The 19,510-nt window shown below is 43.7% G+C and carries 16 protein-coding genes, 1 tRNA gene and 5 pseudogenes; 10 read left to right on the forward strand and 12 right to left on the reverse strand.

Features of this window, described 5'->3' with window-relative positions; genetic code table 11:
• Nucleotides 1-4: 4 nt before the first annotated feature.
• The 10 genes and pseudogenes from AC4CVD_RS15510 to AC4CVD_RS15555 form a co-directional block, all read right to left on the reverse strand.
• A complete protein-coding gene (locus tag AC4CVD_RS15510) occupies nt 5-811 on the reverse strand; it encodes a putative RNA methyltransferase (RefSeq protein ID WP_114836330.1) in 807 nt (268 codons plus the stop codon).
• Between the two features lie 69 nt (nt 812-880).
• Entirely contained in the window at nt 881-1,999 is a 1,119-nt protein-coding gene (mraY, locus tag AC4CVD_RS15515; RefSeq protein WP_114836331.1) for a phospho-N-acetylmuramoyl-pentapeptide-transferase, read from the reverse strand.
• Nucleotides 2,000-3,409: a UDP-N-acetylmuramoyl-tripeptide--D-alanyl-D-alanine ligase gene (locus AC4CVD_RS15520; RefSeq protein WP_490753399.1), complete on the reverse strand. Its 1,410-nt coding sequence runs from the start codon at nt 3,407-3,409 to the stop codon at nt 2,000-2,002.
• Between the two features lie 9 nt (nt 3,410-3,418).
• The gene (locus tag AC4CVD_RS15525) at nt 3,419-4,915 is read right to left on the reverse strand and encodes a UDP-N-acetylmuramoyl-L-alanyl-D-glutamate--2,6-diaminopimelate ligase (protein WP_114836333.1); all 1,497 of its coding nucleotides are present in this window, start codon (nt 4,913-4,915) and stop codon (nt 3,419-3,421) included.
• Nucleotides 4,916-4,922: 7 nt separating this feature from the next.
• Complete coding sequence (gene ftsI, locus AC4CVD_RS15530; RefSeq protein ID WP_010327652.1) at nt 4,923-6,746, reverse strand: penicillin-binding protein PBP3; 1,824 nt, start codon at nt 6,744-6,746, stop codon at nt 4,923-4,925.
• A 12-nt stretch (nt 6,747-6,758) separates the two neighbouring features.
• Nucleotides 6,759-7,091 carry a cell division protein FtsL gene (gene ftsL, locus AC4CVD_RS15535; RefSeq protein ID WP_490753400.1) on the reverse strand — a complete coding sequence of 111 codons (333 nt, stop codon included), beginning with the start codon at nt 7,089-7,091 and terminating at the stop codon, nt 6,759-6,761.
• Entirely contained in the window at nt 7,091-8,014 is a 924-nt protein-coding gene (rsmH, locus tag AC4CVD_RS15540; protein ID WP_490753401.1) for a 16S rRNA (cytosine(1402)-N(4))-methyltransferase RsmH, read from the reverse strand. Before rsmH ends, ftsL begins: the two co-directional genes overlap by 1 nt.
• 187 nt (nt 8,015-8,201) lie before the next feature.
• Nucleotides 8,202-9,221, reverse strand: a complete 1,020-nt coding sequence (locus AC4CVD_RS15545; RefSeq protein ID WP_490753402.1) for a sulfate ABC transporter substrate-binding protein — start codon at nt 9,219-9,221, stop codon at nt 8,202-8,204.
• Nucleotides 9,222-9,473: 252 nt separating this feature from the next.
• Nucleotides 9,474-10,351 (reverse strand): annotated as a pseudogene (locus tag AC4CVD_RS15550) (sulfate ABC transporter substrate-binding protein); the annotation flags it as partial.
• A gap of 17 nt (nt 10,352-10,368) precedes the next feature.
• Nucleotides 10,369-11,427 (reverse strand): RNA-guided endonuclease InsQ/TnpB family protein, encoded by a 1,059-nt coding sequence (locus AC4CVD_RS15555; RefSeq protein WP_419381162.1) that lies wholly within the window; start codon nt 11,425-11,427, stop codon nt 10,369-10,371.
• Nucleotides 11,428-11,447: 20 nt separating this feature from the next.
• Between AC4CVD_RS15555 and AC4CVD_RS15560 the strand changes: the two are divergent.
• The 5 genes and pseudogenes from AC4CVD_RS15560 to tnpA (AC4CVD_RS15580) all read left to right on the forward strand — a co-directional run.
• Nucleotides 11,448-11,609: pseudogene (locus AC4CVD_RS15560) on the forward strand (transposase); the annotation flags it as partial.
• Nucleotides 11,610-11,685: 76 nt separating this feature from the next.
• The gene (gene tnpA, locus AC4CVD_RS15565; RefSeq protein WP_005401365.1) at nt 11,686-12,114 is read left to right on the forward strand and encodes an IS66-like element accessory protein TnpA; all 429 of its coding nucleotides are present in this window, start codon (nt 11,686-11,688) and stop codon (nt 12,112-12,114) included.
• A complete protein-coding gene (gene tnpB, locus AC4CVD_RS15570) occupies nt 12,111-12,446 on the forward strand; it encodes an IS66 family insertion sequence element accessory protein TnpB (protein ID WP_004691523.1) in 336 nt (111 codons plus the stop codon). The genes tnpA (AC4CVD_RS15565) and tnpB overlap by 4 nt, the downstream gene beginning before the upstream one ends.
• A 74-nt stretch (nt 12,447-12,520) precedes the next feature.
• A pseudogene (gene tnpC, locus AC4CVD_RS15575) lies at nt 12,521-14,167 on the forward strand (IS66 family transposase).
• A 32-nt stretch (nt 14,168-14,199) separates the two neighbouring features.
• A pseudogene (tnpA, locus tag AC4CVD_RS15580) lies at nt 14,200-14,463 on the forward strand (IS200/IS605 family transposase); the annotation flags it as partial.
• 72 nt (nt 14,464-14,535) lie between these two features.
• On the opposite strand, the gene AC4CVD_RS15585 reads toward tnpA (AC4CVD_RS15580), so the two are convergent.
• Both AC4CVD_RS15585 and AC4CVD_RS15590 read right to left on the reverse strand, forming a co-directional pair.
• Nucleotides 14,536-14,778 (reverse strand): hypothetical protein, encoded by a 243-nt coding sequence (locus AC4CVD_RS15585; protein WP_026056400.1) that lies wholly within the window; start codon nt 14,776-14,778, stop codon nt 14,536-14,538.
• Between the two features lie 101 nt (nt 14,779-14,879).
• Nucleotides 14,880-15,520: pseudogene (locus tag AC4CVD_RS15590) on the reverse strand (transposase); the annotation flags it as partial.
• 411 nt (nt 15,521-15,931) lie between these two features.
• On the opposite strand from AC4CVD_RS15590, the gene AC4CVD_RS15595 reads away from it, so the two are divergent.
• From AC4CVD_RS15595 to AC4CVD_RS15615, 5 genes are all read left to right on the forward strand, one after another.
• A complete protein-coding gene (locus tag AC4CVD_RS15595; RefSeq protein WP_176538368.1) occupies nt 15,932-16,216 on the forward strand; it encodes a hypothetical protein in 285 nt (94 codons plus the stop codon).
• Nucleotides 16,217-16,364: 148 nt separating this feature from the next.
• Complete coding sequence (gene gltX / locus AC4CVD_RS15600; protein WP_010327660.1) at nt 16,365-17,873, forward strand: glutamate--tRNA ligase; 1,509 nt, start codon at nt 16,365-16,367, stop codon at nt 17,871-17,873.
• A 92-nt stretch (nt 17,874-17,965) separates the two neighbouring features.
• A tRNA-Glu gene (locus AC4CVD_RS15605) sits at nt 17,966-18,041 on the forward strand.
• Between the two features lie 152 nt (nt 18,042-18,193).
• Nucleotides 18,194-18,535 (forward strand): membrane protein, encoded by a 342-nt coding sequence (locus AC4CVD_RS15610; protein ID WP_010327661.1) that lies wholly within the window; start codon nt 18,194-18,196, stop codon nt 18,533-18,535.
• 148 nt (nt 18,536-18,683) lie between these two features.
• On the forward strand, nt 18,684-19,487 hold the full coding sequence (locus tag AC4CVD_RS15615; protein ID WP_287166178.1) for a DUF4198 domain-containing protein: 804 nt from the start codon (nt 18,684-18,686) through the stop codon (nt 19,485-19,487).
• Nucleotides 19,488-19,510 lie beyond the last annotated feature (23 nt).

The raw sequence follows: 19,510 nt of genomic DNA on the forward strand, positions 1-19,510 counted from the left end.
ATACTTATGCTTTTTTCTGAAACAGTAAAATTTGATACTGGGCGTGTAGTTCAAAAGCTGTTTGAGCCTCTAAAGCTTCACGGCGCTCTTGTTTTGCTTTATAGGCATAAGGGGTCATGGCAATCAGATTTTGTAAGTCCTGCTGATTAAGCTTAAGTTCAGCATCAACAACATCATCACTCACCAAATCAAACGCATCACTCAACTGTTCTACAAATTTGCTTGGTTCATGCGGTTTAACTTCTTCAAACAAAGCCTCACGCATTGCATATAAATGCTGAGGCGCAGGCGTCACCACCAACAAATATCCTTGCGGTTTGAGTACCCGTAAAATCTCTTGTTTTGGAATCGGGCTAAACAAACTACTACATAGATCAATCGATTGATCCAACACGGGTAAAGTTGCTCCTGTACCTACCACCCACGTGATATTTTTATTGATTTTCGCAGCCACTTGAACCGCATTTTTTGCAATATCTACACCGACACATTGCAGCACTTCAGCCTGCATCGCATCGGTGTAATAGCCTTCACCACAGCCGATATCAAGTAAATTTTCAATACGTAAATCACGTACCTTATTGATCACTGCTTGCTGTAAAGGCGCGTAATGACCTGCACTTAAGAAGGCACGGCGGGCTTGTACCGACTCAGGCGTATCCCCCGGATTTTTGCTGTGCTTGTGTTGAACGACATGCAGATTGACATAGCCTTGTTTCGCCACATCATAACTATGTGAATTCGCACAGCGCCATGTTCTTTCGTTTAAAGTTAAAGCCTCACGACACACAGGACACATGAGCAGATTCATTATTTTCTCCAAGACATTACCTCAGGCATAAAAAAAGCCGGCAAATGCCGACTCTTTTCATACTTTTGCTTAGCGCAATTTTAAGGTCATTAGCCCTAAAACTACCAGCATAATTGTGATAATCCAAAAACGAATCACCACTTGGGTTTCACGCCAGCCTTTTTTCTCATAATGATGATGTAATGGCGCCATCAAGAACACGCGTTTATTGCGCATTCTGAGGGAGCCAATTTGCAAGAAGACTGAAATCGCTTCGACCAAAAACACACCAGCCATAATGGCAAAGACAATTTCCTGACGAACCATGACCGCAATTGTACCGAGCATTGCGCCCAATGATAATGCACCCACATCGCCCATGAAGACCTGTGCAGGGTGTGCATTAAACCAAAGGAAGGCCAAACCTGCGCCAATCATAGCTGCACAAATCACCACCAATTCAGAGGAAAATCGTACATAAGGAATATGTAAATAATTGGCAAAACGGACATCACCAGCCAGATATGCAAATACACCTAGACCTGCAGCAACCAGTACCACAGGCATAATCGCTAAACCGTCCAAACCATCGGTCAGGTTCACGGCATTTGATGCACCATTAATCACCAAATAGGTGAAAATGATAAAACCAATACCCAGCGGAATCACCGACAAAGGAATACTTAAATCTTTAAAAAACGGAATCAGCAGATCCAGCATATTTGCGGTATGTACAGGATTGGTCTGTTGCTGTGCAATTACATATAGTGCAATACCAGCACCCAGTGACGCAAGCGAGGTCCAAAAGAACTTTTTACGGGCAGGTAAGCCTGCATTGTCTTTATAGCGAATCTTGATCCAGTCATCGGCCCAACCCACTGCACCAAAAATTACCATCACTGCCAAGACAATCCATACATAAGGGTTGGATAAGTCTGCCCACAACAGTGTGGAGATACCAATTGAGAGTAAGATCAACACCCCACCCATGGTTGGCGTACCCATTTTTTTTGCATGATTTTCAGGAGCATATGAACTCACGGCTTGGCCATATTTGAGTGCTTGCAACTTGTGAATCATCACAGGACCGAGCACTAGACCAATGGTCAGTGCGGTTAAAACACTGAGCAAGGAACGCAATGTTAAATAACGAACCACCTGAAACGAGCTATGGTAGCCCGCCAGTTGTTCAAATAACCATAACAACATTTAGAGTTTCTCCATCAAATCAGCCATCAACGTTTCCATATGGGTATAACGAGAACCTTTAAACAGGAAACTCATAGACTGGGGTTGATGTGTTTCAATTAAACTGAGTAAGAACGGCAAAGCCTGCTCTTGATTCAAAAAAGCCTGCATTTTTTTGCCATATTGGGTGCTGCGTGCACCTTCTTGTGCCGCAGGTGCAAATTCACCGACAGCCACTACGAAGTTCAGCCCTTTCACTGAGACCAAATCACGCCCCAGCATATAGTGCTGCTGTGCAGCAGAGCTACCTAGCTCACCGATATCACCCATCACCATCACCCGAACCCCCTCTTGCTGTGCAAGCACTTCAGCAGCGGCACGCATAGAAGTTGGGTTGGCATTATAGGTATCATCAATCAACAAATGACGGCCTTGTTGAATAAAGTTCAAACGCCCTTTTGCACCGACCGCTTGCTCAAGGCCAAGCACGATATCATCCAAGCTAATACCAATCGCTAAAGCAAAAGCTGCCGCAGCGGTTGCATTTTGAACATTATGCTCCCCAGCAAATGGTAAATTCACCTGACGCACGCCTTGCGGGATATTCAACTTAAACGTTGCAGATTGCGCCTGTAGTTCAATCTCAGTCGCAAAGACTTCTCCACCCGCACCAAAGCTGAGCACCTGTTCAGTTTGCACTGCTTGACGAATGCTATCGGCAAAATCATCGGCCGCAGGAACAATCGCTGTACCATTTGCAGTAATATGCGCATAAATCTCAGACTTGGCACGGCAGATGCCATCGCGTCCACCAAACTCACCCAAGTGTGCTGTACCAATATTGATAATGCCTGCAACCAAAGGCTGGACCAAATTCGAAGTATAGTCAATTTCACCTTGATGGCTTGCACCCAACTCCATCACTGCATATTGATGCTCAGGACGTAATTCCAATAACATGACTGGCACACCCAGGTCGTTATTCAGATTGCCACGGGTCACCAACGTTGGTGCTATACGTGACAAAATACTGCCTAACATTTCTTTGGTGGTGGTTTTACCACTACTACCCGTCAGCGCAATCACTTTTAGCTGTGGGTTTTGTGCACGACGATAAGCCCCCAGTTGTCCCAATGCCAAACGTGTATCGGGCACCACCAACTGACAAATCTCCGCATCTATAGGCTGACTCACAATGGCCACTTGGCAACCTTGTTCAGCAACTTTCTGAATAAAAGCATGTGCATCAAAACGTTCGCCTTTGAGTGCCAAGAAAGCATCTCCTGCTTCTGCATCACGTGAATCCGTCAAAATACGCTTAATTTCAGTATTTGGCGCTTGATCATTTAGCCAATAACCTTGGGTTGCTTCGAGTAACTGTGCGGCGGTCCATGACACTAAAGGCACTGTGCTGGTTGTTGAGGTATGCATACGACTTCCTTAGCGTGCAGGATAAGCAGAATCAGTAGTGTGGTGCTGTGCATCAATCGCCGATTGCACTTCAACGATATCGTCAAACCAATGCCGAACACCCTCTATTTCTTGATAGTTTTCATGACCTTTGCCTGCAATCATGACAATATCACCCGCTTGAGCTTGTTGAACGGCAAATTTAATCGCTTCACGACGATCATGGATTTCATGAACCACACGAGTTGAGAAATCAACACCCGCTTTCATATCGGCAAAAATTTGCTCAGGATTTTCGGTACGTGGGTTATCTGAAGTCAACAACACCACATCCGCTCCATTTAAAGCTGCTTGGGTCATAAGTGGGCGTTTGCCACGGTCGCGGTCTCCACCACATCCAAATACCGCCCAGAGCTGCTGTTCTACATGGCGCTTCAACGTGCTTAAGACTTGCACCAGAGCATCAGGCGTATGCGCATAATCAACCACAAATAAACGCGCATCATCACGAATCACTTGCATACGACCTGGTGCACCTTTGAGTTGTTCTGTCGTAGTAACCACATCGGCTAAATCAAAACCCGCTTGTTCAACCATAATTAAACTTGCGACCAAATTTTCAATATTAAAATGACCCAATAATGGGTTCTGTACCTGATATTCGGCCTGTGCCGTACACAGGCTAAAGTTCGCACCCGTCAGGCTATATTGAATATTCTTCACCTGATAGTCTGCAGGCTGCGTGGTTGAATAGGTTAAAATTTTCGGTTGGGCGGGATTATTTTCTGCCGCTTGAATCATGACTCCAGCATGCTCATCATCCAGATTGATGACTGCAACTTTCAATGATGGAAATTGAAACAAGCGAGATTTAGCTTCGGCATAGGCCTCAAGCGTGCCATGGTAGTCCAAATGGTCGCGACTTAAGTTGCTATACGCAGCAATTTCAATTTCACTGCCCGCTAAACGGCCTTGTTCCAAACCATGTGAAGAGGCTTCAATCGATGCAAATTCAGCACCTTGCTTGGCATAGCTATGTAATGCATTTTGTAGATGCAGCGCATCCAAGGTGGTATGCGACGATGCTTCTAAATTGGGTAAAATGCCATTACCTGTCGTGCCCATCACAGCACAAGACTGACCTTGCAACATTAACAGCTCAGCAACCAAACGAGAAATGGTGGTTTTACCATTGGTTCCTGTCACCGCTAAAATGCGAGCAGGCTGTACTTGGCTAGTGGCCAACAAAAATTGCTTTTGCCAGCCTCCCATCAAGTGACGCACATTCGGCACCACAATACTGTTTTCAAGCCCAAGCTCAGTTTCACTCACCACTGCTAAAGCCCCTTTGTCCAAGGCTATTTGTGCAAACTGCACGGTTTTTTCAGGTTGTGAAAGCGATGTCAGCGCAATAAAAATTTGCCCTGCCTGTACTTTACGACTATCAAGAACAAAACCTTGAAATGGCTGTGCCATCCATTCAGCGCTTAAGTTAGCGGTGTAGAGTTGTTGAAATGTAATGGACATTCATCACCTATCTCTTGATTACAGGAGCATCTAAAGGTTTATCTAAAGGCACGTTCATTAAACGTAAGGATTCTTGCATAACACGGGCAAATACAGGCGCAGACACCGTACCACCATAGTAGGTCCCTTGCGGATTTTCGACCACAACCACCATCGCTAAACGCGGGTCGCTGACTGGTGCTACACCAGCAAAAAGTGCACGATATTCATTGGTTGAGTAGCCTTTACGGTCCGCACGTAACTTATGTGCGGTTCCTGTTTTACCCCCCACACGATAACCCGGAATAGTCGCACGAGTCGCGGTACCACCTGGTAAGGTTGCTGTTTCCATCATCAACAAAACTTGATCCGCAATTTTTGGATCAATCATCTGTTCACCACGGGGCGGTGCATCTAACTTATATAAACTCAAAGGCATTTTCACACCTTTGTTGGCCAACATGGCATAAGCATCCACCATTTGCAGCACAGTCGCATTTAAGCCGTAGCCATATGCCATGGTCGCGACTTCCGATACATTCCATTTACTTGGCGGAAGAATTAAACCACCACTTTCACCCGGGAATTTAACCGCAGAACGCTGACCAAAACCGAGACGTTTATAAAAAGTCGGTAAAGTTGCATAAGGGAGAGACAAGGCAATTTTAGCCACACCCACGTTAGACGATTTTTGAATAATTCCACCTAAAGTTAGTGGACCGTAGTTATGCGTATCTCGAATAGTATGGTTACCGACCCGCATCGAACCCGGAGTGGTATTGACCACCGTATTCGGCATATATTTGCCACTTTCCAAAGCCATTGAAATGGTCAAAGGCTTCATGGTTGAACCCGGCTCGAAAGAGTCAACCGCACCACGGTTACGCATGGCGTCTTTATTGGACAAACTGTTTTTATCGTTCGGGTTATACGACGGCCACGACGCCATCGCTAAAATTTCACCCGTTTTCACATCGACCGCAATTGCTGTTGCAGAACGAGCATTATTGGCTACACCCGCAGCGGTCAGTTCACGGTACATAATGTACTGAAGGCGCGAATCAATACTGAGCGTAATATTTTCGCCCGGCTCAACTTCTTTAACCACCTCGGCATCTTTAAAACGATTGCCCTTTTTATCTCGAACAATTTGCTGCTCACCATCAATACCCGACAGGCGTTGATTCAGCTGCATTTCTAAACCTTCAATGCCTGAACCTTCACTATTGGTCAAACCAATAATTTGCGCATTCGGTTGTGGTTGCGGATAGTAACGCTTGTAGTTCTTTTCGGTATACACTCCTTGGAACTCACGTTTTGCAATCAGTTCGGCTTGCTGAGGTGGCACTTCTTTTTTCAAGACCAAGTAGCGCGAACGCGGACGTTCATTCAGTTTCCGCTTCAGTTCCGCACGATCCATGCCCACGGCATCAGCCAGTTCATCCAGATTTAGGTTTTTGTCTGGTAATTGACGCTTCAATTTACGATTGTGCGGGTCTTTGGCTAATTCAGCGGTAATTTCATCAAACAGCTTTTTATTATCAAAATAATCACGTGGATCAATCACCACTTTCATGATCGGCGTACTGATCGCCAAAGGCACACCATGACGGTCATAAATCACACCGCGCATGGCTTTAATTTTTTCAGTTCTTAAAATATTGGCATTGGCTTTGTTTTGCAAAAACTCAGTATTGATGACCTGTACGTAAAAAGCACGTCCAACCAAAGCAATAAAGCAAGCTAAAACCACCGCCCACATGAGATAAAAGCGCCACATTTCAACCTGTAGAGCCGATTTTTCAGTCACCGCTTGCTGTTTTTTACGAGTGGGTTTACGCTTTTCTACCATGTTACAGCGGCCTTATTTTTTGTCTTCTGAAGTCGTGGGTAAAGAAATCACTACGGTTTGCGCCGCAGGTGGTGAATACATGCGCAGTTGCGTCACCGCGCACGTTCCAATTTGTGCAGTTGCGCCAAAAGTTTGCTGTTCAATCAGCAAACGGCCCCACTCTGCATTTAAGTCATCACGCTCGCGCATAAAAGAGCTCATTTCACGATAGTCATGACGGTATTCAAACACTTGAAACACCACCATCATGGCACTAATAAATACCAGCACCAATAAAATGGCATAGGCAATCAGCTTCTTAAACTTTAACTTTGTTGGAATTTTTTCAACGACTTCAGTTTTCATTATTCGCCTTTAAGTGCTAAGCGCTCTGCAACTCTAAGCCATGCACTACGTGAACGTGGATTGACTTTAACCTCGGTATCACTTGCTTTCACACGTGATACTTTCTTTAAACGACGTGTATCGGGTCGTTGTTGTGGCATACCCCAACCCATGTCTTCCTCAAGTGTCGACTCTTTTTGAATAAATTGTTTAATTAATCGATCTTCTAAGGAATGGAAGCTAATCACAGCCAAGCGACCATTCGGTTTTAATACGTCTACCGCTTGCGGTAGGAAAACTTCAATATCTTCTAATTCTTTATTAATGGCAATACGAATTGCTTGGAAAGTTCGTGTTGCGGCATGTTTATTTTTTTCCCATTTCGGGTGCGCCACTTTCACAATTTCAGCCAACTGCGCGGTGGTTTCAATCAACCCAGCTGCTTTAATAGCTTTGGCAATACGACGGCTATAACGCTCTTCACCATATTGGAAAATAATATTGGCTAACGCCTCTTCCTCAATATTGACCAACCACTGCGCTGCAGTTGGACCTTTTGAATTGTCCATACGCATATCCAGTGGTCCATCTTTCATAAAACTAAAGCCACGCTCCGCCTGATCAAGCTGCGGTGAAGACACGCCCAAATCGGCCATAACACCATCGACCAAGCCAATGCCGCGTACTTCTAACTCATGCTTAAGGTCAGCAAAGCTGGCATGGATAATTTTAAACCGTGGATCTTCTTGTTCTAAAATCGCGGCTGTTTCCAGTGCTTGCGGGTCTTTATCAAAACCATAGACACGTGCATTTTCATCCAGCTTAGACAACAGCAAGCGTGTATGTCCGCCACGACCAAACGTCCCGTCAATGAAAATCCCTGTATTGCGATCTGCTACCAAAGCATCAACAGTTTCGTGAAGTAATACAGAAATATGCGACATAAAGACTCAATATGATCGGAAGGAAAAATGTAACTGCACATTATTACCTTGTTTTAACAAAGCTCCAAACGACTTTTTGTAGGGAAATATTACTTTTCATAGACAAAACCGTTTTTAAACGGCATTCATTATCAAAAAAGCCTCCCAAGGGAGGCTTTTTAAGCAGTAGCTGAAATAATGAACTGGATTATTTACGGCTATTATAGATTTGGTCGAAGGTCGCCCCATTCATAAAGTGGGTCTTTTGAGCATTGGCCCAACCACCAAACATTTCATCAATGGTGAAGGTTTTTAACGGTGGAAATTGCGCTTTATATTTTTCTAAAACCGCAGCATTACGCGGACGATAGAAGTGTTTCGCCGCCATTTCCTGACCCAGTGGTGAATATAAATAGTTGATATAACCCTGTGCTAACCACTTGTTGCCATTTTTCGCCACGGTCTTATCCACGATTGCCACCGAAGGCTCGGTTAAAATCGAGATCGATGGATAAACAATATCGAACTGATTTTTACCTAAAGTTTTTTGTGTCACTAAGGCTTCATTTTCCCAAGTCAATAACACATCACCAATGCGACGTTCTGCAAAGGTGGTCATAGACGCCCGTGCCGCAGAGTCCATCACTTTCACGTTATGGTACATTTTACCCACGAACTCTTTGGCTTTGACCTCATTGCCACCAGGTTGTTTCAGTGCATAACCCCAAGCAGACAGATACACCCAACGTGGTAGACCGCCTGTTTTAGGATTAGGCGTAATAATTTGTACACCTGGTTTGGTTAAATCAGACCAGTCCTTAATTTTTTTCGGGTTGCCTTTGCGTACCATGAACACAATGGTCGATGTATAAGGCGCAGAGTTATTTGGGAACTCTTTTTGCCAACCCGGCTGAATTTGACCTGATTTAACAATTTCTTCAATATCATTGGCTAAGGCCAAGGTCACCACATCCCCTTTTAGACCATCCACGACCGAACGGGCTTGTTTACCTGAACCCCCGTGTGACTGTTTAAAGTCAACCGTTTGTCCTGTACGGCTTTGCCAATAGGCACCAAAGGATTTATTGAACTCATCGTAAAATTCACGTGTTGCATCATAGGATACATTGAGCATAGTACGGTCAGCCGCTTGAGCTGATGTCATACTGAATGTCAGACCTGTTGCCACTACGGCAGCAGCCCAAAGAGATTTCAAATGCGTTTTCATGGCGTATTAAATTAAATATCAAGAATTATGCTAAATATATGAAACAAAATCATAAATCGCAATTCGCTTTTGTTTTTTAAATACCCGTTATTTTTACATCACTAAGACTTAGTGAATTGTTTTTATTTAAAATAATAGCAAACACTTTACTTATTCTTATTATATACATTTTTATGCTTAAAATATAATAAAAGTGGATATGCCTATATCCACTTTTATGTCGGAACGTGATCGCGTCAAACCACAGCACGTTTATTTTTCAGTATAAATTTGATCAAAGATCGCACCATTTACAAAGTGAGTTTCCTGCGCTTTGGCCCACCCTCCAAAGACATCATTAATATTAAAGGTTTTTTGCTTTGGAAATTGCGCAAGGTATTTGTTCGCCACTTGTTTATTTCGTGGACGGAAGAAATGCTTCGCCGCCAACTCCTGCCCTTTTGGCGAATACAGATAGTTTAAATAGCCCTTGGCCAAATTTCGATTGCCATTTTTGTCCACCGTTTTGTCTACAATCGCAACTGACGGTTCCGCTAAAATCGAAATAGACGGATAAACAATATCGTATTTGTCTTTACCTAGGCCTTGGGTTGCCAGTAAAGCTTCATTTTCTCAAGACAACAACACATCACCTATGCCTCGTTCAGCAAACGTGGTCAATGAACCTCGTGCACCTGAATCAAGCACTTTGACATTTTGATAAAGTTTTTTCACCAATTCTTTGGCTTTAGCATCATTACCTCCCGGTTGTTTTAATGCATACCCCCCAAGCAGATAAATAGATCCAACGCGGCGCACCGCTTGTTTTTGGATTTGAGGTAATGATCTCACCCCCGGCTTGGTTAAATCATTCCAGTCTTTAATTTGTTTGGATTACCTTTACGCACTAAAAAAACAATGGTTGAAGTATAAGGTGCAGAATTATTTAGAAATTCTTTTTGCCAGTTTTTATCAATTTGTCCAGTATTCACAATTTCATCAATATCATTGGCCAAGGCCACCACATCTGCTTGGAGACCCGTTGCAACGGCACGTGCTTGCTTGCCCGATCCACCATGAGACTGTTTAAAGTTGACCTCCTGCCCAGCTTTGCTTTTCCAATACTGTCCAAAGGCTTGGTTATATTCTTGTTGACATCCTCCCAGACCTAAAGAACGGGGATTCCTCCTCCGAGACGCTCATGTCCGAGCGCAAGAATATTCAGTGCGGAATTTATATCCCGATCATGGAGCGTACCGCACTCCATACACTGCCATTCTCTTATTCCAAGACCTGCTCTACCTTTCGGACTGCTAGAGCGTGAGCCACAGCACGAACATGTTTGGGTCGTATAGGCTTCGTTGACTTCTCCATACCATACTCCTGCGTTCTCGCATTTATACTTGAGCATGGTTCTTAGTGTTGTCCAACTGGCATCTAACACTGACTTCGCTAATATAGTTTGTGCTAATGCTTTAGCATTCACATTGCCAACAAAGATTGCTGCATGTGCATTCACCAGTTTATGGCTGAATTGATGCAACATATTTTGGCGTATATTTTTAATCTTGGCGTGAATCGCTTTGACACGTTTCTTATTTTTTGCTCTTTGAGCAATGCCAAGTTTTTCCTCATATTGGCGATAGATTTTAGGAGCTTCGAGTTTCACACCATCTGAACAAGTGGCTAAATCTTTCAAACCCAAGTCTATGCCAATTGAGCCTTTAGCTATAGCTTTAACTTGTTGAATATCATCAACCACAAGGCAAACATACCAACGTCCACGACTGTCTTCTACAAATGAGCCTGTTTTGACGTTGTATTTGCTTAGTCCGTAGCTGTCCCATAGTTTGAATTGGTGCTTGCCATATTGCACATAGCCATCGGCGTATTTAATGGCTACTTTCTTAAAAGGTATCCAGCCTAATGAGCGTCTTGCAGATTTGTTGTTACTGACACGCCATTTTAGCTTGGCTTTTTTAAACTGCTTTCTTCGTGTAACTAATTCTTCTGCAATTGCCTGTATGGTTTGGCTATGTAAGTTACATTCTTTTGATGTGCCTTTCGTGTATTGAGCAATATCGTATGCTGAAAAGAATTGTTGTTTACGTTGTAGGTGCTTGAAACACAAATCATTGACATAATTCCAAACAAAGTTCACCTCTACTGCTAGTTGGTCTAGCATCTTGCAATGTTTGTCTTTTATTCGTAATTTAAGTGTTTTCATTACTAAAATATATTTGGTCTATGAGCAATAGTCAAGAGATTAGAACAGGTCGTCATTGTGTTTTTAATATGCACGTTCATTTAGTCTTTGTCGCTAAATATCGTAGAGATGTTTTTACCAAAGCAATGCTTGAAACAATGCGTGAAGTGTTTGAGCGTGTTTGTTTAGACTTTGAAGGTAAGCGTCCGCTGAACCCCACTTTTTCTAACTCATTAATACCGCGATAGTGTCCACTAAAATTTAAGTGGACACCTATTTATGGATTTAAAGACAGTTATAGACAGCACACCAACCCTAAAAAAGCCCCGTCGAACCTTCACGGCTGAATTTAAACATCAACTTATTCAGCAATGTCAGCAGCCAGACACATCAGTGGCCAAGGTGGCAATGCAACATCAGGTCAATGCGAATCTGTTGCATAAATGGATTCGTCAGTCCAGATCAATGGTTCCATCATTAACACCCCCATCTATTCCACAGACCGACTTCCTTCCCGTCATTCTTCACCCGACTCCAGTCAGACAAGAAGCACCTCCGCCACCTGTACCAGAGAAGAAAGTTGTCGCTCATATTAGGATTCCACTACATGAGGAACCAGGTTCCGTAAGGGGTCAGATGATCGAGATCGACTGGCCGGTGGAGTCAGTAACTGAATTACTGGTGCTGATCCAGGGTTTGACTCAATGATCCGTATTGATGAAATCTGGCTTGCTACCCAGCCGATGGATATGCGTGCAGGTATGGATACTGTCATGACTCAGGTGCTGAGAGCCTTTGGCTACATCAAACCGCATTGCGCTTACCTGTTCTGTAATAAACGTGGCCATCGCATGAAACTGCTGGTACATGATGGATTGGGTATCTGGCTGTGTGCCCGGCGGCTGGAACAGGGAAAATTCCACTGGGTTCAGCTTCATCAGGGTGAAACCGTAGCCCTCAGTCCGGAACAGTTACAGGCATTGATCCAGGGTTTGCCCTGGCAGCGCATTGGACGACAGCAGGTGGTGACTATGCTCTAAACCAGGCTCGTCCATTCTGCTATTCTCCAAACGTTCTATTTCCTCTGCATCATGACATCAGGCATACTGCGGTCATGAATACGCTGCCTGACTTAAGCCAACTGACCCATGAACAACTGCTGGAATTTACCAGACAGTTGGCGATGCAGCATCAGTCTCTGGCACAATCTAAACAACAACTGGAACAATCAAATCAGCAATTAGATGCCAGAGTTCAACATCTTGAAGTCACCAATCAGCAATTAGATTCTAAAGTTCAACATCTTTCTATTCTCAATCAAAAATACGAGCATGAACTCGCACTATTTAAACAGCACAAATTCGGCAGTAAAAACGAACATCTAACCGCAAAACAAATCCATCTGTGGGATGAAGCGGTCGAAGAAGATATCGCAGCAGTTGATCTGGAACTGGAGCGGCTGAATGCAGATAAAACCGATGCAGCGACACAGAAAGCCACAGTCAACAAACCTAAACGTCGACCACTGCCAGATCACCTACCAACCCTCCGTATTGAGCACGAACCTGCCTCAACGCAATGCAGCTGTGGCTGCACATTGCGTCGTATCGGCGAAGATATCAGTGAAAAACTAAATTTCAGGCCGGCACAGTTCTATAAGGAACAACATATCCGTGGTAAATGGGTCTGTGATCAGTGTGACATCCTGACTCAACAAGCGATGGCTGCGTATGTTATTGATAAAGGAATCGCTACACCTGAATTGCTCAGCCATGTGCTGGTTTCCAAATACGCTGATCATTTACCGCTATATCGTCAACGTCAAATCTTTCTACGCGCAGGTGTTGATCTTTCCAGATCCACATTATCTGACTGGATTGGACGCTGTGGGGTAGAAATTGAACCTCTGACCAATGCCTTAAAATAGCTTGTGCTGCAACAACAGGTGCTGCATGCAGATGAAACACCAGTCATCATCATGCAGATGGGGGATGATGAGAAAAAACCGAAGAAAGGTTATATCTGGGCCTATGCCACCACACAGTACAATCCAGTTCAGGCGGTGATCTATGACTTTCAAGATAGCCGTTCAGGTCAGCATGCTGAAGAGTTCCTGAAAGGCTGGCAGGGGCATCTGGTCTGTGATGATTACAGTGGTTATAAAGCACGCTTTAAATCAGGCGATGTCATTGAGGTGGGCTGCATGGCGCATGCACGTCGTAAATTCCATGAACTGCATGTGACCGGGAAAAGTCAGATCGCTGAACAGGCATTACTGATGATTCAGAGACTGTATGCGATAGAAGCAGAACTCAGGAAAAAGACGGATGGTACAGCAGAACACCGCCGCGAATACCGGCAACAGTATAGTCAACCGGTGATGCAACAACTATATGAGTGGCTCAACCAACATCAGCTGACGGTGCCATCGAGTTCCCCAACTGCCCGAGCGATCAACTACAGCCTAAAATGCTGGCCAGCCTTAAGTCGCTATCTGGATAATGGCAATTTGCCCATTGATAATAATTGGTTGGAAAATCAGATGCGTCCCTGGGCCTTGGGACGTAAGAACTGGCTATTTGCAGGTTCGCTGCGTAGTGGTCAACGAGCGACCAATATCATGACCCTGATCCAGTCAGCAAAACTGAATGGGCTGGATCCGTATGCCTATCTCAGTGATGTGCTGAAAAGGTTACCGACCCATAAAGTGACCCAAATAGAAGAATTACTGCCACACCGCTGGAAATCCAACCCAAGTTAAAAAATAGCTATGGGGTTCAGCGCACGCTTACCTTTGAAGCCGAGTTGGCAGAATTTGATGGTGAAGATGATCATGTCCATCTACTTGTGCATTATCCGCCAAAGGTCGCTATTTCTAGCTTGGTAAATAGTTTAAAAGGTGCTTCCAGTCGTATTTTACGAACCAAGCACCCTGAAATTAGAAGCAAGTTATGGGGTAATGCTTTGTGGTCGCCTAGCTATTTCGCTGCATCATGTGATGGTACACCTATTGGGATTATCAAACAATATATTCAGCAACAGCAAACTCCGCATTAGCAATCCTAGCTAATCCCCACAAGGGGACTAGCGGATTGCAGCCTTACATCCCCGCCCTGAAGGTATAGGTATCTACACATCTTCGTGTGGATACCCCAACGCAATTTTAGCCATTTCCTTTAACTCATCCACCGAATAACTTTCCAGTAGCTTCAAGGTGTTTAATAAGATTGAAAGTCCAGCAAGTATTGATGGTGCACTTTCTCTTTTCCCTCGCTTTTGCTGTCGCCCAGATAGTCGTGTTAGTACGGCTCTTACTCGAGTAGTTTGTTCATCATTACAGCGTTGTATTCGCCATGTCAGTACGCAGGCCATACTCGCAACAAGTAGTTTTCTTAAAATTGCTTGAGGGGTCGTTTGGAGCCACGATTCAACATCATGACCCGCTTGTTTTAGAAGCTTGAAGTAGCTTTCAATTGACCAACGCCAAATTGACGATCCAACAAGTTAGGCGCTGTAGGCAAACGATGGTTTGAATCAGTCGTATGCTTGTATTTACGTGCAATCCTGCTACGTAAACCAAGCTTTTTAAGCATTCTTCCAACGGTTCGTTCGCTCATGCTGTAACCTAAATCATGCATGTCATGTACCAATGAAGGTGCACCCAATCGTGCATGATGCTGCCAATATACGGCTTTTAAATCATTATATTTCTGCGCTAGATTGGCCTGGCATTTTCGCCAGGCATAATAGCCTGAAGTGCTGACACCCAGGCATTTACAGGCAGAAGATACAGTGACTTCATTCACATCCAGATCTTGAATTACCGTGTACTTTTCTTGGCATGATCTGTCAGAAAGTACACATGCGCTTTTTTTAAGATGTCATTGGCGTCCCTGAGCTGTTTGACTTCTTTCTCTAATTCTAAAATCCGCTGTTGTTCTGATGAAAGTTGGCGTTTGCTTGAACCCACTGGATTGGCTTCACGAATCCATTTATCCAATGTTGAATAACCAACACCTAATTTCTGGGCGATTGCAGCTATAGGTTCGTGGGGGTTTGAAAGTGCATAATCAATCGCTTGCTGTTTAAATTCAGGACTAAAACGTTTAGCCATTTCTTGAATCTCCAAAGATTAAAGTTACGTTATCTTTAGAGGGACGTGCTGTCCATTATTTTGGCTAGGATCATAGATACCTATACCCTGAAGGCGAGGTTTTACGGCTATACTGATAAAAAGATATCTCTAAAAGGACTATTTTGTGCACTTTTAAGGATAACCCATATCCACCCTCCACAGATCAAGCTCAAAATCTCCATGCTATCTCCACAGTTATTTGGTACAAAAAGCCAAATGATTTATATTTGATGTTTAAATGTCAATTTAGCCCAAATTTGTTTATAATTTTGTAAATTATGTGACACAGTTCTACTTTTTTATTTGTGAAATCGGTTAAATTGAAACTAGATTACCAATGACTTTAATAAAAATCTGTTCCAATACCATGTTGAGAGGGGGGAAAAGGACATGAAAGCAACATTTTTACATACCGTTACGTTGAGTATCGGCTTGGCTTGTTTTAGCCAACTGGGACATAGTGCAGCCATTCAAAGCAATGATAAAGCGACGATGCCCACTGAGAAAACATCGTTGATTGAAAAAGCGATCAGTCAACAAAAAGGCAGTGACCGAACCACGATGACGGATAATGATTTAAAAATCATGACCTCAATCAAAGTTGCACCGACACAAAATTTCTTTGCTACACAAAACCAGCGCTTTAGCCGTTTTGTGCAATCATTGTTCCTCTAAACTAAAAATAAGCCACAGTGTCGTAACCACTCTCAAGTTATGACATTTGCGTACTAAAGCCTGATCACTGAATGTTGAATTAAGCATTAAGTGGTCGGGCTTTTTCGTTATAATAGACCTCAATTTACATTCTGAATCATAATTGGCTATGACTGTTCGTACTCGTATTGCACCCTCTCCAACTGGCTTCCCGCATGTGGGCACAGCGTATATTGCGTTATTTAACTTATGCTATGCCAAGCAACATGGTGGTGAATTTATTCTGCGTATCGAAGATACCGACCAACTTCGTTCGACTCCTGAATCGGAAAAAATGATTTTAGATTCATTGCGTTGGTTAGGATTGAATTGGTCTGAAGGTCCGGACATTGGCGGGCCATATGCACCGTATCGCCAGTCTGAACGCATGCATATTTATAAACAATATGCACTGGATTTGGTTGAAAAAGGTCATGCGTTCTACTGCTTTGCTACGAGCGAAGAGTTGGATCAAATGCGTGCAGAACAACAGGCCCGTGGTGAAACACCAAAGTACGATGGTCGTGGTTTAAAATTATCTGCTGAAGAAGTTCAAAGTCGCCTTGCTGCAGGTGAGCCACACGTGATTCGTATGAAAGTGCCCGAAGAAGGCATTTGTACAGTCAATGACTTACTGCGCGGGGAAGTAGAAATCCCTTGGGCACAAGTGGACATGCAAGTCTTGCTTAAAACCGATGGTTTACCGACATATCACCTTGCCAATGTGGTCGATGACCATTTGATGCAAATCACCCACGTTTTCCGTGGCGAAGAATGGTTGCCTTCTGCACCTAAACATCAGTTGCTGTATCAATACTTTGGTTGGGAAATGCCTGTACTGGGTCATATGCCATTACTACGTAACCCAGACAAATCAAAACTGTCGAAACGTAAGAACCCAACCTCTATTAACTACTACAAAAATATTGGTGTCTTGCCTGAAGCCTTGTTGAATTACTTAGGCCGTATGGGCTGGTCGATGCCAGATGAACGCGAAAAATTCACATTGGCCGAGATGATTGAACACTTTGACATTCAACGTGTATCCCTCGGTGGTCCAATTTTTGATGTGGAAAAACTGAATTGGCTCAATGGTCAATGGATCAAAGGCTTAAGCCCTGCTGAACTGTTAGATACCTTATTGGCATGGAAAGCAGATCGTAAGATGCTCGAAGACATCGCCGCAGCAATTCAACCTCGTATCAACTTACTTTCAGAAGCGGTGAACTGGTCTGCGCATTACTTTAACCAGTTCCCAAGCTTGACCAAAGAACAGTTTGAAAGCAAGAAACTGAGCGAAGAACAAGTTCGTCAAAGTCTTCAATTTGCGATTTGGCGTTTGGAAAGCATGTTCACATGGAACAATGACACCGTAAGTCAAACCTTGATGGACTTAGCCAGCCAAATGGAAATTAAGCTCCGTGACTTTATGCCAGCGTTCTTTATTGCGATTGCCGGTTCAACCGCTTCGACTCCAGTGATGCAGACCATGGTCACCATTGGCCCGGACTTAACCTTCGCGCGCTTACGTCATGCCCTTGAAATTGTAGGTGGTCCAAGCAAAAAAGAAGCAAAAGTTTGGGAAAAACTCAATGAAAGTCTAAAATTGCCGAAAAATGACGCAGTTGATGAAGCTTAATTGATTTTTTAGTTGACGCATGGGCGTTATATCCCTAATATAGCGCTCACACAGAGAGACGGTGTTAACCACTCAACGTGATGCCTCAATAAGTCCCTATCGTCTAGAGGCCTAGGACATCGCCCTTTCACGGCGGTAACCGGGGTTCGAATCCCCGTAGGGACGCCATATTTAAGATGGCAACATCTGGTAAAAAACCCAAGCATTATGACTTGGGTTTTTTATTGCCTCAAATTTATCAGCACTTCATTACCACGCTTTTTTGGCTTTCTGCTCTAATCCGATTAGAATACAGCATAGATTCGAATTTTGGAGTTGTAATGCAATATCGTTGTCCTCAATGTCAAAGCCCAAAAATTATGCCTGTTGCTCAAGCAGGAGCTCCAGCAACACGCCCTGTCGTGCCTAAAAGTCTGGTTTTTTTGGTTCCAGCCATTTTTGTATTATTACTTTTGGTGCTCATTAGCATCGCAATGTGGCTATTTGGGGATGGCGCTGGCTCAACATTACAAATTGCAACGGTTGTGGTTTTCATCGTGTGTGTGATTGCAGGCTTCCTATTTTACCGCGACCTTCCTGATTTTAAGATTTCAATGCAAGGCTTCATGCAGTCTCAGAAAAAATGGAAATGCCGTGAATGCGACCATGAGTGGGAAATCTAAGTTTTAACTTAGAACCTGCATCCAAAAAGGGAGTCTATGCACTCCCTTTTATCTGCTCAAAGAATAAATAATAATTATTATCACCTGTTAGTTTTTCTCGATACAATCAAAAACCTCATCTTACGAAATATTTTTAGGCCTAGTCTCTATGAAAAACGCTCTACTCTGCACACTCTTGTTCTGTTCAGTGGCTCAAGCGCATGAACCCTATGTCGCTCCACTGGCGTATCACACTGAAAATACCCAAATCCCTGTATTGAGCGCCTATGCGGAACAAGCCTTTCATCCTGAATATGCCCTAAAAGATATTTCGTTCAGCGTTTTCCAACCCAACCAAACACAGACGACGATTCAAGCACAGAAGCACTTAGAATCTGCAACTGCATTTGATCTTAAGCTACCGGAAAAAGGCACCTATACCATTTTTGCCAAGACCTCATATCCAATTGAATATGTAAAACATAATCGTCAATGGAAAATCTTTGCTGATGTCGCAGCAGATAAAGTCCCTGCCCTAAGCGAGCGTGACTATGTCATTCCAAGTGACTTTAAAGGCAAAGTGCCAAGTAAGGTCTCTACGGTTCGCGAATGGAGCATTCAAAGCTATGTGAGCAAAGACAGCACCACACCTGTCGCTGTAACGCCAGCCCCAATTCAAGTCAACTTCAAAACCCATCCAAATGAAATCACGGTGCAACAGCCTGTACAACTGCAAATTACTCAAGCAGGCAAAGCGCTTGCACACGCAGAACTCATGGTTCGCGCTCAAGGTGAGCTTGAGCAACAAGCAAAAAACACGCCTGTCGATGCACAAGGCCATGCCACACTCACTTTTGCACAAGCTGGGCAATACCTGATTGAAGTGAGCGAAAAAGTCGATGCCAAAGCAAAACCTAAAAATCAGTATTACACCATTATCAGCTTACAAGTGAATGCCCCTAAAACGCCTTAAAAGGCTATTGCTAAGCATAAAAA

This window comes from Acinetobacter sp. LipI_23 (assembly GCF_058243045.1).

What these genes read in the sequence shown, in the direction of transcription:
- AC4CVD_RS15555 (WP_419381162.1), bottom strand. Translation starts at nt 11,427, where the DNA reads ATGAAAACACTTAAATTACGAATAAAAGACAAACATTGCAAGATGCTA.
- AC4CVD_RS15520 (WP_490753399.1), bottom strand. Translation starts at nt 3,409, where the DNA reads ATGCATACCTCAACAACCAGCACAGTGCCTTTAGTGTCATGGACCGCC.
- ftsL (WP_490753400.1), bottom strand. Translation starts at nt 7,091, where the DNA reads ATGAAAACTGAAGTCGTTGAAAAAATTCCAACAAAGTTAAAGTTTAAG.
- tnpB (WP_004691523.1), top strand. Translation starts at nt 12,111, where the DNA reads ATGATCCGTATTGATGAAATCTGGCTTGCTACCCAGCCGATGGATATG.
- AC4CVD_RS15595 (WP_176538368.1), top strand. Translation starts at nt 15,932, where the DNA reads ATGAAAGCAACATTTTTACATACCGTTACGTTGAGTATCGGCTTGGCT.
- ftsI (WP_010327652.1), bottom strand. Translation starts at nt 6,746, where the DNA reads ATGGTAGAAAAGCGTAAACCCACTCGTAAAAAACAGCAAGCGGTGACT.
- gltX (WP_010327660.1), top strand. Translation starts at nt 16,365, where the DNA reads ATGACTGTTCGTACTCGTATTGCACCCTCTCCAACTGGCTTCCCGCAT.
- rsmH (WP_490753401.1), bottom strand. Translation starts at nt 8,014, where the DNA reads ATGTCGCATATTTCTGTATTACTTCACGAAACTGTTGATGCTTTGGTA.
- AC4CVD_RS15525 (WP_114836333.1), bottom strand. Translation starts at nt 4,915, where the DNA reads ATGTCCATTACATTTCAACAACTCTACACCGCTAACTTAAGCGCTGAA.
- AC4CVD_RS15510 (WP_114836330.1), bottom strand. Translation starts at nt 811, where the DNA reads ATGAATCTGCTCATGTGTCCTGTGTGTCGTGAGGCTTTAACTTTAAAC.
- tnpA (WP_005401365.1), top strand. Translation starts at nt 11,686, where the DNA reads ATGGATTTAAAGACAGTTATAGACAGCACACCAACCCTAAAAAAGCCC.
- mraY (WP_114836331.1), bottom strand. Translation starts at nt 1,999, where the DNA reads ATGTTGTTATGGTTATTTGAACAACTGGCGGGCTACCATAGCTCGTTT.
- AC4CVD_RS15545 (WP_490753402.1), bottom strand. Translation starts at nt 9,221, where the DNA reads ATGAAAACGCATTTGAAATCTCTTTGGGCTGCTGCCGTAGTGGCAACA.
- AC4CVD_RS15615 (WP_287166178.1), top strand. Translation starts at nt 18,684, where the DNA reads ATGAAAAACGCTCTACTCTGCACACTCTTGTTCTGTTCAGTGGCTCAA.
- AC4CVD_RS15610 (WP_010327661.1), top strand. Translation starts at nt 18,194, where the DNA reads ATGCAATATCGTTGTCCTCAATGTCAAAGCCCAAAAATTATGCCTGTT.
- AC4CVD_RS15585 (WP_026056400.1), bottom strand. Translation starts at nt 14,778, where the DNA reads ATGGCCTGCGTACTGACATGGCGAATACAACGCTGTAATGATGAACAA.